The sequence below is a fragment of the Caballeronia sp. AZ7_KS35 genome (assembly GCF_023631045.1).
Taxonomy (GTDB): domain Bacteria; phylum Pseudomonadota; class Gammaproteobacteria; order Burkholderiales; family Burkholderiaceae; genus Caballeronia; species Caballeronia zhejiangensis.
This window is the reverse complement of the sequence record NZ_JALQDV010000024.1, coordinates 1-13,251: the sequence shown is the minus strand read 5'-3', so window position 1 is coordinate 13,251 and position 13,251 is coordinate 1. Positions and strand designations below refer to the sequence as shown.

The 13,251-nt window shown below is 63.0% G+C and carries 9 protein-coding genes; 5 read left to right on the top strand and 4 right to left on the bottom strand.

Annotated features, from left to right (window positions below; genetic code table 11):
* Window positions 1–133: 133 nt before the first annotated feature.
* Window positions 134–1,084: a choline ABC transporter substrate-binding protein gene (locus NCT05_RS15785; protein ID WP_250502688.1), complete on the bottom strand. Its 951-nt coding sequence runs from the start codon at window positions 1,082–1,084 to the stop codon at window positions 134–136.
* 518 nt (window positions 1,085–1,602) lie between these two features.
* Between NCT05_RS15785 and NCT05_RS15780 the strand changes: the two genes are divergently transcribed.
* Together NCT05_RS15780 and NCT05_RS15775 are read left to right on the top strand one after the other, a co-directional pair.
* On the top strand, window positions 1,603–4,674 hold the full coding sequence (locus NCT05_RS15780) for an acetoacetate--CoA ligase (protein ID WP_250436324.1): 3,072 nt from the start codon (window positions 1,603–1,605) through the stop codon (window positions 4,672–4,674).
* Between the two features lie 118 nt (window positions 4,675–4,792).
* Window positions 4,793–5,770: a GlxA family transcriptional regulator gene (locus NCT05_RS15775; protein ID WP_250502687.1), complete on the top strand. Its 978-nt coding sequence runs from the start codon at window positions 4,793–4,795 to the stop codon at window positions 5,768–5,770.
* Here NCT05_RS15775 and NCT05_RS15770 read toward each other — a convergent pair.
* Window positions 5,767–6,915, bottom strand: coding sequence for a porin (locus tag NCT05_RS15770; RefSeq protein ID WP_008354137.1), 1,149 nt, complete (start codon window positions 6,913–6,915; stop codon window positions 5,767–5,769). The genes NCT05_RS15775 and NCT05_RS15770 overlap by 4 nt on opposite strands.
* A 273-nt stretch (window positions 6,916–7,188) precedes the next feature.
* On the opposite strand from NCT05_RS15770, the gene NCT05_RS15765 reads away from it, so the two are divergent.
* On the top strand, window positions 7,189–8,505 hold the full coding sequence (locus NCT05_RS15765; RefSeq protein WP_008354138.1) for a glycosyltransferase family protein: 1,317 nt from the start codon (window positions 7,189–7,191) through the stop codon (window positions 8,503–8,505).
* A 4-nt stretch (window positions 8,506–8,509) separates the two neighbouring features.
* Here the strand turns inward: NCT05_RS15765 and NCT05_RS15760 are convergent, their stop codons facing one another.
* Both NCT05_RS15760 and betC read right to left on the bottom strand, forming a co-directional pair.
* The gene (locus tag NCT05_RS15760; RefSeq protein WP_008354139.1) at window positions 8,510–9,457 is read right to left on the bottom strand and encodes a choline ABC transporter substrate-binding protein; all 948 of its coding nucleotides are present in this window, start codon (window positions 9,455–9,457) and stop codon (window positions 8,510–8,512) included.
* Window positions 9,458–9,498: 41 nt separating this feature from the next.
* On the bottom strand, window positions 9,499–11,034 hold the full coding sequence (gene betC / locus NCT05_RS15755; protein ID WP_250502686.1) for a choline-sulfatase: 1,536 nt from the start codon (window positions 11,032–11,034) through the stop codon (window positions 9,499–9,501).
* Window positions 11,035–11,142: 108 nt separating this feature from the next.
* Here betC and NCT05_RS15750 point away from each other — a divergent pair, with 108 nt between their 5' ends.
* A complete protein-coding gene (locus NCT05_RS15750) occupies window positions 11,143–12,054 on the top strand; it encodes a choline sulfate utilization transcriptional regulator (RefSeq protein WP_250436322.1) in 912 nt (303 codons plus the stop codon).
* 119 nt (window positions 12,055–12,173) lie between these two features.
* Window positions 12,174–13,049, top strand: a complete 876-nt coding sequence (gene purU, locus NCT05_RS15745; RefSeq protein WP_250502685.1) for a formyltetrahydrofolate deformylase — start codon at window positions 12,174–12,176, stop codon at window positions 13,047–13,049.
* The last annotated feature ends 202 nt before the right edge of the window (window positions 13,050–13,251 follow it).

Below are 13,251 nucleotides of genomic sequence, written 5' to 3'. Positions count from 1 at the left end.
CTTTGCTTACTTTCTTTGCAGCAGCAAAGAAAGTGAGTGCCGCCCCGCACAGGGGCAACGCTAATAGACCGACGCGATAACGGGATCCGGCAACAACAACGAGACCCGGCAACAACAACAACAAAAAAAAACCTCAAAGCCCAAGGTATTGCCGAACCGCCGGCAGCCCATCCCTACCATCAAGAGTCTTCACGCCTGCGAGCCAGGCATCCAGCACCTGGGGGTTCTGCTTGAGATAGGCCTTGGCCGCCTCCTGAGGCCGCTCCTTGTTCATCACCGGCTGCATGAGCCGATTCTCGAGATCCGTCGTAAAGCGCAAATTGGAAACGAACTTCCCCGCATTGGGACAACGCGTCAGAAAATCCGTATTCGTCAGCGTATAAACGCGCGCTTCTCCGTAGTTCGGCCCGAACACGTCATCCCCGCCGGAGAGGTAATTGATCTTCATCTGGATGTTCATCGGATGCGGCTCCCAGCCAAGAAACACCACCGGCTTCTTCTCGCGGATCGCCCGCTCGACCGTCACCAGCATCCCCGCCTCGCTCGACTGCACGAGCTTGAACCCGCCCAACCCGAACTGATTCGTGTCGATCATCTTCTGAATCTTCGCGTTCGCACTGCTGCCAGGCTCGATGCCGTATATCGTGCCGCCCAGTTCGTCGCGATGCTTCGCGATATCCGCGAACGTCTTGATGCCCGCGTCATACGCATAGCTCGGCACGGCGAGCGTCGCCTTCGCGCCCGACAGATTCGGCGGCTCCAGCTTCTCGATGCTCTTCGCCTCCAGAAACGGCTCGACCGCCTTCTGCTGCACCGGCCACCAGTAGCCAAGCGACACGTCGATCTGCCTGCTCTTCAACCCCGCGAGCGAAATCGGCACCGACGCGACCGTCGTCCGCGGCGCATAACCGAGCCCCTCGAATACGACCGACGCAAGCGCCGTCGTCGACGTGATATCGGTCCAGCCGATATCGACGAAGCGCACCGTGCGGCAACTCGCGTCCTCCGCGCGCGCACTCTGAGCGACGGCGAACGCCGCGCACGCGCCGGCGAAAAACAGTGTGGGAATCAGGCGTTGTCTCATTGCGAGGCTTCCGTTGAGGGTTGAACCGATGCGCCAGTTCGAATGCCGGCGTGCATACAAAGTACCGCCGCATAAAAGCGCCCGAACGCCCGCGTGCGACCGCGAGTTGACTGCTTGCGACCTGCGTCGCTTGCCGCTTCGCGCACGCGCCTTCGCATCCGCGTCTCGGCAACATTGAAAGCAAATTGAAATCATGACTTCCTGCTCATATTCGAAAACTTCGCACCATGGCGTAAACACGCATTGGAATGAAAAAACGTCGCGAATTCAGTAGTTTTTCCGCTGTTCGGTATCCGAAGCATGGCCGTCGCCGTTGCGCAAGATCAATCTTTGCCGAAACGCCACGGTCTCTGTGGTTGGTCGCACATAGCGCCGACTTCCGGCCGGGTAATGTGCGGGAAAGAGATAGCTTGTCTCGGCAGTGACGCGGCTTCAGGAAATGCGATGGAGTTAGCCGCGAAGCTCGCCGATTACATAGCCGTTCGACACACGTCGCCCAAAACCAAGGTGCCTGGATAATGGACCGTCAAGACGCCATCCGAGAGAGCGCGCGGCTCTACGCGCGCGAACCGCTTTACCTGCCTTCCGCCGAACAGATATCCGCATCGCGCATGACGGCCTTCACGCAGGCCCTCGAAAAGGCAACCGGCGAGCGCTTCGCCGATTATTCGGAATTGCATGCTTACTCAGTGCGCGAATATCGCCAATTCTGGAAATGCTTTCTCGAATCGGCGCGCGGGCTCGAATGGTCGGGATCCGATGAACCGGTCTGCATCGGCAACCAATGCGAAACGGCACGGTTCTTTCCCAACATCGAACTGAATTACGCAGAAAATCTGCTCGGCAAACGCATCGCGCCCGACGACGCTCCCGCGATCACCTCCTGCTTCGCCGACGGACGCCGCATAAGCTATACGCGCGGCGAGTTGCGCGAGCGCGTCGTGCGCCTCGCGCAGACGCTCTCCGAACTCGGCCTGAAGGAAGGCGATCGCGTGGTGGCGATCATGCGCAACGACTGCGACGCGATCACCGCCGCGCTCGCCGTGACCGCGCTCGGCGCAACGCTTTCGACAGCCGCGCCGGAAAACGGCGTGCAGGCGATTCTCGACCGCTTCGCCCCGCTCGATCCGAAGTTCATGTTCGCGCACACGATGCAGCGTCCGTTCGACACCGGCGGCTCGCTCTCGGGCCACGTCGCGGCGGTGGCCGCGCAACTGCCGACGCTCACGGACATCGTCTGTCTCGAAGATACCGAACTGCCCAGCACGGTGACGCAGCGTCAGCACGAGTTGCGCTCGCTGATCGCGCGCGGCGACGCGATGCGTTTCGACTGGAAGCGCTTCCCGTTCAACCATCCGCTCTTCATCATGTTTTCGTCGGGCACGACCGGCAAGCCGAAATGCATCGTGCACGGCGCGGGCGGCACGCTGCTCGAACACGTGAAGGAGCATCGCCTGCACAGCGATTTCGGTCCCGGCGACAAGCTCTTTTTCCACACGAGCTGCTCGTGGATGATGTGGAACTGGCAGATGTCGGTGCTCGCGTCGGGCGTGGAGATCGTCACTTACGATGGTCCCGTCGCCGCCGTCGACACGCTCTGGCGTCTCGTCGCGAACGAGCGCGTGACGGTCTTCGGGACGAGTCCCGCCTATCTGAAGATGAGCGAGGATGCGGGCATCGAGCCGGCCGGACAGTTCGATCTCTCGGCACTACGCGCGATGATGTCCACCGGCGCCGTGCTCTACGACTCGCAGTTCGAATGGGTGTACCAGCACGTCAAGCAGTTGCAGTTGCAATCGATTTCAGGCGGCACGGACATCATCGGCTGCTTCGTGCTCGGCAACCCGAATCTGCCCGTCTATGCGGGCGAAGCACAATGCCGGAGCCTCGGCCTCGACGTGCAGGCGTTCGATCAGGGCGCGAGCACGATCATGCCGGGCGAGCTCGTCTGCACGAATCCGTTTCCGTCGCGACCGCTCGGCTTCTTCGGCGACGACGACGGCTCGCGCTTTCACAAGGCGTATTTCGCGGCGAACGAAGGCGTGTGGACGCACGGCGACGTCATCGAGTTCTCGCCGCAAGGCTCGGCGCGTCTGCACGGGCGCAGCGACGGCGTGCTCAACGTGCGCGGCATCAACGTGAGTCCGGGCGAAATCTACCGCATCCTGAGCGAGATCCACGAGATCCGTCATGCGATGGTCGTCGCCCAGACCGGCGCGAACGCGGGCGATGCGGGCCAGCGCATCGTGCTCTTGCTCGTGCTGCGGCCGGGTGCGCAACTGAATGCGGCGCTCGCCGCGCGCGTGCGCCGCGATCTCACGCGACAAGGCTCCGCCGCGCTCGTGCCCGATGTGATCGTGCAGGTCGACGGCTTGCCCGTCACGCACAACAACAAGCCGTCGGAAGCGGCCGCGCGCGATGCCGTCAACGGCCTGCCCGCGCGCAACGTGTCGTCGCTCGCCAATCCCGAGTGTCTCGATCAGATTCGCGAGCATCCGTCGCTTACGCGCGTGAAGCGCGATCTGCCCGCGCCGGGCGATTCGATCGGATCCATCGAGGCGTATCTGTGCGCGCTCTGGGAACAGCATTTCAGCTTCTCGCCGATCGGCCGCGACGACAACTTCTTCGAGCTCGGCGGCCACTCGCTGCTCGCCGCGCGGATGCTCGCCGACGTGCAGCGCGCGACCGGCCGTGCATTGCCGCTATCGACGATGATCGTCGCGCCGACCGTCGCGCGCCTCGCCGCCGTCCTCGCCTCCGAACCGGGCGCGCGCACCGCGGACTCGACGCTCGTGCAGATGCGCGCGGGCGTCGGCCGGCCGATCTTCATGGTGCACAGCATCACCGGCTCGGTGATGGAGTGCCTGACGCTCGCGGGCATGGTGCAGAACGAGCGGCCCGTGTACGGCCTGCAGGCGCTCGGCCTCGACGGCGATGAAGCGCCGCAGCACAGCGTCGAAGAGATGGCGCGCGGCTACGTGCTGCGCATCCGCGAAGTGCAGCCGAGCGGTCCTTATGCGCTCGTCGGCTATTCGTTCGGCGGGCTGGTCGCGTTCGAGATCGCGCAACAGCTCGTCGCGGCGGGCGAGAAGATCGAGATGCTCTGCCTGCTCGACACGTACATTCACACACATTGTCTGCCCTTCACGCTGTGGACGCGGTATCAGGCGGGCGTGCTCGTCGAACGTCTGCGCGAGTTGCGCTCGCTCAACGCCGGCGCGCGCCTCGGCTTCGTGCGCGGCAAGGCGGCGGCGATGACCAACCGCGTGCGCGGGCGCATGGGCAGGCCGACGACGCACCGGCAATCCGACGACGTCGCCGATCTTCCGCCTGTGCTGCGGCGCGTGCGCGAATCGATGAGCGCCGCGATGGCGACCTACAAGCCGCGACGTTATGACGGCGGCCCGATCGTCTACGTGCGCGCGACGATGCTCGACGACTCGCGCAGCGATCCGCTGCCGGTCTGGCAACGCGTCGCGAAGCACGGCGTGCGCGTGATGCCGGTCCTCGGCAGGCACACCGATCTCGTGGTGGAGCCGCACCTGAGCACGGTCGCCGCGACGCTCACGAACGCGCTCGCGAGCGCCTGAACCGCATCTTCGAGCAGTGCAATCCGGCCGCCCTTCGGGGCACGCCGGATTGCGCGCGTTTTTTGCGCGCGCTAGGGTGGACGGCTTCTCTCATCGACGAGCCTTGCCAATCGATCCGATGTCCGCGCCCCACGATTTCCATTTCCTGCTGCTGCCCGAGTTCTCGTCGATCGGATTCATGTCCGCGATCGAGCCGCTGCGCGTCGCCAATCGCTTCGCGGGCGATCTGTATCGCTGGCACATTCTCAGCTTGGACGGCGGTCCGGTCGCCGCGAGCAACGGCATCACGCTCAACGCCGAAAGCGCGTTCGATCAGGTGAACGACGCGCGCACCGTGTTCGTCGTGTCGGGATTCGAGCCGCTCTCGCGCTACACGCGCGCGATCGGCGACTGGCTGCGGCGCCTCGATCGCGCGGGCGCGACGCTCGGCGGCATCGACACCGGCAGCTTCATCCTCGCGGAAGCCGGGCTGCTCGGGGGCACGCGCGCGACGCTGCACTGGGAAGCGGCCGCTGCATTCACCGAGCGTTATCCGGCGATCGCGACGAGTCAGGAGCTGTTCGAGATCGACACGCGGCGCATCACATGCGCGGGCGGCACGGCATCGATCGATCTGATGCTCGACGTGATCGCGCGCGAACACGGCGCGGAGTTGGCGGCGCAAGTGTCGGAGCAGTTCGTGCTCGGGCGCATCCGGCAGCGCTCGGATCATCAGCGGATGCAGATCGCCGCGCGTTACGGCATCCACAATCGCAAGCTGATTCAGGTGATCGAGCTGATGGAGCAGCATATGGAAGAGCCGCTGTCGCCCGATGCGCTCGCCGAATCCATCGGCGTGACGCGGCGTCAGCTGGAGCGGCTCTTCTGTGCATCGCTGAAGGACACGCCGACGCACTTCTATCTCGGCCTGCGTCTCGTGCGTGCGCGCGAGCTGCTTCACCAGACCGACATGTCGATTCTCGCGGTGTGCGTCGCGTGCGGCTTCGAATCGCCGTCGCATTTTTCGCGCACGTATCGCGCGCGCTTTCAGACGAGCCCGCGGCAGGATCGAAGCGCATTGCGCGCCGTCCCGTCCGCGCGGCTCGCGGCGGCTTAGAACGAGTGACGCATGCCTACGCGCACGTCGGCCTGCGTATTCGACGACGACGGCGTGAAGCTGTAGCCGATGACTGCATCGATGGGACCGGACGCGCGCAGATAGTCGCCCGAGATATACACGTCGGTACGTTTCGAAAGCAGATAGTGCAGCCCGAGCGAGCCCTGATTCCAGTGATTGCCTTCGAAGCGCGTGTGCTGATAGCCGCCGTAGAGATTCAGGTCCGGCCTGAAGCTGTATGACGCGCCGCCTTCGTACACCTGCATGTGCGAGGTCTGGCCGAGGCCCTTGATCGTCGTGTAGGTGAAGTTGCCCGATAACATCAGGTTGCCGATGGTCCATGCCGCGCCCACGGCGAACGCGCCTTGCTTGTCGACGGGAAACGAGGTCGAGCTATAGAGATCGGTGACGGCCCCCGTCGCCGGATCGACCGATACCGTCGGCTGGCCGAGGAAGGTGCGCGCGCCGATCATCGCGTACGGATCGAACGCGTAGATGCCGTTCGGATTGTTGAGTTGCGTATAGGCCGCGCCGACGTTGAACGTGTTCGCCGCATAGTGCGCGCCGACGCTCCACGCGCTGTTGCGATGGAAGTCGCCCGCCTGATTGCCGAACGAATACATGCCGCCGAAGGTGAAGCCGCCGATGTCGTTCGACAGGAACTTGATCGAGTTCGGCAGACGGTCGCCGTTCATGCGGTCGAAGTCGCCCTGGTGAATGGCGTAGCCGCTCGCCCACGCCGAGATGTTGTAGAGGTAGACGAACTCTTCGGTCATATCGAGCTGATTGCCGAGCGAGACGGTGCCCCACTGGTTCTTGAGGCCTACGTAGGCTTGCCGTCCGAATTGCGCGCCGCCGAAGCCGAGCTGGCCATTGCCGAGATGAAAGCCCGATTCGAGCACGAAGACCGCCTGCAATCCGCCGCCGAGATCTTCGGTGCCGCGAAATCCGATGCGGTTGCCATAGGAGATGCCGTCATCGAACTTCACGACATGCGAGCCGCCCGTGTTGCTGACCCAGGTGACGCCCGCATCGAGAATACCGTAGAGCGTCACGCTGCTTTGCGCGTGCGCCGTCATCGGCATGTTCGCCGCGCCCGCTGCGAACGCGAGGCCTGCGATCCTTGCGGCATGTCTTTTTCTCATGTGCTGGTCCTTTGCTCGTCTCGATGTGTATTGCGTTGGAATAGGCGATGAAGCATCGCGTCGACGTCGTAAAAATAAAGGTCCATATATGCGCCGGCTCGACCCGGTGCGACGCAAATCTGTCTAGTTGCGACTACTGCAACATCGTGTTTCGCGTCAATAGAACGAATTCGTTTTCGGACATGCCCGATATGCGCGGCACGGCTCGGCTCGCATACTTCGGAATCTGTAAAAAACCCGCATTACTCAAGCCTTGTTTCGGATTCGAACGACATGACTACCCGCTGCCTGAGCATCCATCAGACCGACGCACCCGAAGTCCTGACCAATCACAAGCACTACGCCGCCCGCATGGGCTACGAGCACGCGAGCATTTCGATGGCGGGCATGCCGTGCCCGTCCCAGCGTTTGTTGCTCAAGTACGAAGCGATCCTGCATCACTTGCGCCGGATGCCCGAGATGGCGCTGCTCGTCTGCATGAGCGAAGACTGCATCGTGCTCAACATGCTCCCGGTCGAGCCCATCGCAGAAGGCAGGCAGCACGCGCTCATGGCGGTTTCCGGCAACGACGACGGACGTCAGACGGCCGTGCAGATCTGGCGTAATACGGTCGAGGTGCGCAACCTCATCGTGTGGTGCATCGGGGAATGCAAGATCGGCAAAGCGCCGCAAAACGAAATCGCGATGCTTGCAGGGCTCGACTACATCGAGCCGCACGGTGAACGCGGCGGCATCATGGCTACGATGCACTGCGGTCCGCGCTACGATCCCATCTGGACGCAGTACCCCAACCTCTGGACCATCGTGCTCGGCGAGGAAGCGATCTACGGTTTCATCCCGGCGAGCTTTCGCAACGCGCTCGCCGAACACATCAACGACTGTCAGCAGAAGGGCGTGCCGCTGTTCCAGCTTCCGGCGCAAAGCGAAACGCCGCATGAAGAGTTCAGCGTCTATAACCCCGGCAAGTCCATCGCCTTCATCACGTACTACACGCCCAACGTGCGTGCGTACGGCGCGATCGCCGAGCAGAACATGCGGCGCTATTGCGAGCGCCACGGCTATACGCTTTACGTCTATCGGCAGACGCCCGCCGAAGGCGTGCCCGGCGCGACCGGCACCTGGCTCAAGCCGTGGTTCCTGCGCAAGCATCTGCCGCATCACGACTGGGCGATCTGGGTCGATGCCGACATCCTCTTCTTCGATCAGCGCAAGCCGATCGATCCGCTGCTGGACGGGCGCGACATTCTCGCGGCGCACGATATCGGGCCGTGGATCATCAATGCCGGCGTGCTCGGCTTTCGCCGCAAGCCCGCGGTCCTCGCGTTCGTCGACGAAATCCACGAGCATGTCAGCGCCGCGCCCGACAAATCGAGCACCTATGCGAACGGCGGCGATCAGACCATCATCGCGAATCTGCTGACGGACCGTCTCGGCTGGAAGCTCGAACACGGCCTCGACTGCCTGAGCATCAATACGCCGTGGTACTTGCACCAGGCGGACAGCCTGATGCTCCACTTCATGGCGATCCAGACGCCGATGCGCGCCGTCGTGATGGCCGCACAGGAACGCGCGAGCATTCAGCTCGGCTGATCCCTCACTTCACGCCGAGCGCGGTCTGAACGGCTTCCAGGCCGTTTCCGCCGCTCGCCGTGGTCACGCCGTCCAACCACGATTTCAGCAGCTCCGGATGACGCTTCAGCGCATCCGTGGCCGCTGCATCGACATTCGTTTTCTTCTCCAGCACATCCGTGATGACGCCGTTCTCCAGATCGACGTTGAACGCCATCTGTTTGAACAGCCTGCTCACGTTGGGGCATTGCTGCTCGTAGCCGCTGCGCGCCACGGTGTTCACCGTCGCGCCGCCATAGTTGGGGCCGAAGTATTTGTCGCCGCCATCGAGATAGGCGAGCTTGAACTTCGTGTTCATCAGATGCGGCTCCCACGCGAGAAACACGATCCACTTCTTGTCGCGCACCGCCCGCTCCACTTGCGTGAGCATCGCGGTTTCGCTCGATTCGACCAGCTTCCAGTCGCCGAGACCGAAGGCCTTGTCATCGACCATGCGCTTGATGTTCTGATTCGCCGGCGCGCCCGGTTCGATGCCGTAGATGCGGTTATCGAACTTGTCGGCGTTCTTCGCGAGGTCCGCGAACGAATGCACGCCCGCCGCCGCCACATAGTCCGGCACCGCGAGCGTGAACTTCGCATTGGAGAGATTCGGACGCACGACGTCGATCGATTTCTCTTCGAAGAACGGCTTCACGAGCGGCGCCTGCGCGGGCATCCAGTTGCCTAGAAACACGTCGATCTGCCCTTTCTTCATGCCCTGATACGTGATCGGCACCGACAGGTTCGCGACGTTCTGCCGATAGCCGAGCGCCTTGAGCACGATGCCGCTCATCGCGTTGGTCGCGTCGATATCGGTCCAGCCCGGCCCCGCCATGCGGACCTGCGTGCAGGACTGCGGCTCGGCGGCAAACGCATGCGAAGCCACGCAAGCCAGCGCGGCGGCGAAGAGCGCGTGGATGAAGCCCTTTTTCATGGTGCATTCCTGTCGTGTGTTGTGGGGATGCGATCGATGCGTCAGTGCTCGACGGCGGGAAAACGCGCCATCGCTTCGAGATCGTCCAGATCGATGTGATTGCGCATGTAGCGCTGGCTCGCATCGACGTGAGGCTGCCAGTCCCATGACTGAATCGTGCCCTGCGTCGTCGCCGCGAAATGGAAATGGCGGCGGCGCTGACTCTTCAGCACGTCCTGATGCAGCGCATCGAGATTCCAGCGGCGCGCGATCTCCGCGCGGAATTCGGCCACGCGCGCGGCGTGACGCTCATCGCTTGCGAGATTCTCGCGCTCGAACGGATCGGCTTCTACATCGTAAAGCTGATCCGGATCCACGCTCGAATGAATGAACTTGAAGCGCCCGCGCCGGATCATCACGATGGGCGCAATCGCGCCTTCCGCGAGATATTCGCCGATGGCTTCGTCGTGCCCGCCGGTCTCGCGCAAGTGCGGCACGAGGCTTTGACCGTCGATGCTGTCGGGCCACGCTTGCGGCGCTTGTCCGCGCGCGAATTCGACGAGCGTCGGCAGCACATCGAGATGCGAGACCGAATCCTTCACGCGATGCGCGCCAAACCGCTTCGGCGCGTGCACGATGAGCGGCACGCGGCAGCCGCCTTCGAAGAACGTCATCTTGTACCAGAGGCCGCGCTCGCCGAGCATCTCCCCGTGATCCGACGTGACGACGATGATCGTATCGTCGGCGAGACCGGCCTCGTCGAGCGCTTCGAGGATCGATGCGAACTGGTCGTCGACATACGACACCGCGCCGTAGTACGCGCGCCGCGCATTGCGGATTTGCCGGTCCGTCGGCGGCGTGCGATCCGCTTCGTACACATGGCGCAGGCGCTTCGAATGCGGATCGCAGGCATCGAGCGAATCGCGATACGAAGGCATGTCGATGTCTTCATCGCGATACGCGTCCCAGTACTTGCGCGGAATCGCATACGGATCGTGCGGATGCGTGAGCGATGCGACCATCATGAACGGACGCGCGTCCTTGCCCGCGTTGCGCTCGCGCGCGATGTCGAAGAGCTTTTGACGCGTGGTGAAGGTCACTTCGTCGTCGAAGTCGAGTTGATTGGTACGCACGCATGGGCCCGCGTCTATCACGGAGCTCATGTTGTGATACCACGTCGGGCGCGCATCGGCGTTCTGCCAGTCGGGCGTCCAGCCGAAATCGGCGGGATAGATATCGGTCGTGAGACGTTCCTCGAAGCCGTGCAACTGATCCGCGCCGCAGAAATGCATCTTGCCGGAGAGAATCGTGCGATAGCCTTCGGCGCGCAGATAGTGCGCGAAGGTCAGCGTTTCGGACGGGAATTCGGCGGCATTGTCGTATGCGCCGATGTTCGAAGGCAGCTTGCCCGCGAGAAGCGAAAAACGCGAAGGCGCGCACAGCGGACTCGCGCAATACGCGGATTCGAACACGACGCCTTCGCGCGCGAGCGCATCGATGCGCGGCGTCTTCGTCACGCGATTGCCGTATGCGGCGAGTGCGAAGGGCGTGAGCTGATCGGCCATCAGTACAAGGATATTTTGTTTCGTCTCAAGCATGACTGCGTGCCTCGAATAGAATCGTTGATTGAGCGTTGGGTGTCACTATTGCCGTTCAAATCGCGGCTGTGAAGACAGCAAAACGTTATGCGTTCATAAGGGGGAGTTATGCCGCGGCCGGACCGCCTGCCACCGATGCAGGCGTTACTGATGTTCGAATCCGCCGCGCGGCACGCGAGCTTCACGGCTGCCGCGCGCGAACTCGGCTCGACGCAGCCCGCGGTGAGCCAGCGCGTCGTGCAGTTGGAGGAATCGCTCGGGGCGGCGCTGTTCGAGCGCGGGCATCGCGGGGTCACGCTCACGGACGACGGCGCGCGTCTTTTCGATGCGGTGCGTCGGGGACTCGACGTGATTCGCGCGGCGACGTCGGACATCCGCTCGCGTCACGCGCAACGCACGCTCACGCTGTCGACGGATTTCGGCTTCGCCACATACTGGCTGATGCCGCGCCTGCCGCAATTCAAGGCGCTGATGCCCGATGTCGACGTGAAGATCATCACGTCGCAGAGCTTGCCGAGCGCATCCGGCGATCATGCCGATGTGGTCATCGTCTTCGGCGACACGCATGCCGAATGGAGCGGTCAGAGCGCCGTGAAGCTCTTCGCCGAACGCGTGATGCCGGTGTGCAGCCCGGCGCTGATCGCGGGAAGAAGCGCGCCCGTATCGCCCGCCGATCTATCCGGGCTGCCGCTCTTGCATCTCGAACCGACGCTGCCCGAGCGCTGGCTTTCATGGAGCGCGTGGTTCGAAGCGCACGGCCTTGCCGCGCCGCCGACGCAGGGCGGCTTCACGTTCAACAGCTACGCGCTCGTCGCGCACGCCGCGGTGATGGGCCAGGGCGTCGCGCTCGGCTGGGCGCCGCTCATCGACGAACTGATCGCGACGGGCCAGCTCGTCGCGCTCTGCGATGCGCCGCTCGTCACCGATCGGGGCTACGTGCTCGTGACGCCGCGCGAGCCGTCGGCGGCGGTGCGGGCGTTCAGCGAGTGGCTGCTGGACGAATGCGACGTCGTCGGCTGACGCTTTCGTACTATTTGCGCGGCGGTTCGCTTCTATCCGGAAGGCGCGCGCGTTTGCTCTACTAGCGCGTACGCTCGCCGCATTTCGCGGCGCTGCAACCATTCGAATGTGGAGCACGCATGGCAGCCGATTCCCGCTTTGATCAACTCGTGCTTACCGTTTCGTGCCCGAGCGCGGCGGGGCAGGTCGCCGCGATCGTCGGCTTTCTGGAGCGGCATCACGGCTATATCGACGAACTCACCGTCTTCGATGACGATCTCTCCGAGCGCTTTTTCGTGCGTTGCGTGTTTCATGGCGCGCGTCCCGAGGAGGCGCTCGATCTCGCGATGCTGAAGCGCGAATTCGAGCCTATCGCCGAGCGCTTTGCGATGTCGTGGGCGATGCACGATCTCGCCGTGCGGCCGAAGGTGCTGCTGATGGTGTCGAAGCTCGAGCACTGTCTTGCGGATTTGCTGTTCCGCTGGCGCATGGGCGAGTTGAAGATGGATATCGTCGGCATCGGGTCGAATCATACGGATCTGGCGCATCTGGCGGAGCAGCATGGCTTGCCGTTCCATCATCTGCCGATTACCGCCGATACCAAGCCGCAGCAGGAAGCGCGCTTGCTCGATCTGTTCGATACGTCAGACGCGGAGTTGATGGTGCTTGCGCGGTATATGCAGATTCTTTCAGGCGAGACGAGCCGCAAGCTGGCGGGGCGTGCGATCAATATCCATCACTCGTTCTTGCCTGGGTTCAAGGGGGCGAAGCCTTATCACCAGGCGCATGCGCGTGGGGTCAAGCTGATTGGCGCGACCGCGCATTTCGTCACCGACGATCTCGATGAAGGACCGATCATCGAGCAGGAAGTCGAGCGCGTCGATCATTCTTATGGGCCGGAGCGGTTGTTGGCGACAGGGCGGGATGTGGAGTGCCTTGCGCTTGCACGCGCGGTTAAAGCGTTTATTGAGCGGCGGGTTTTTATTAATGGCGAGCGGACTGTGGTTTTGCGGTGAGGTTTTTGCGCTCCGGGTTAGCTTGCTTTGCTGTTTTCGCTGGATTCCATATTCGCTTGGCTAGGGTTTCGCCGGATCCCGTTATCGCGTCGGTCTATTAGCGTTGCCCCTGTGCGGGGCGGCACTCACTTTCTTTGCTGCTGCAAAGAAAGCAACTGTATTGAGCGTCAAGGGTTGAGTTGGTAAGGATCATGGTTTTGGG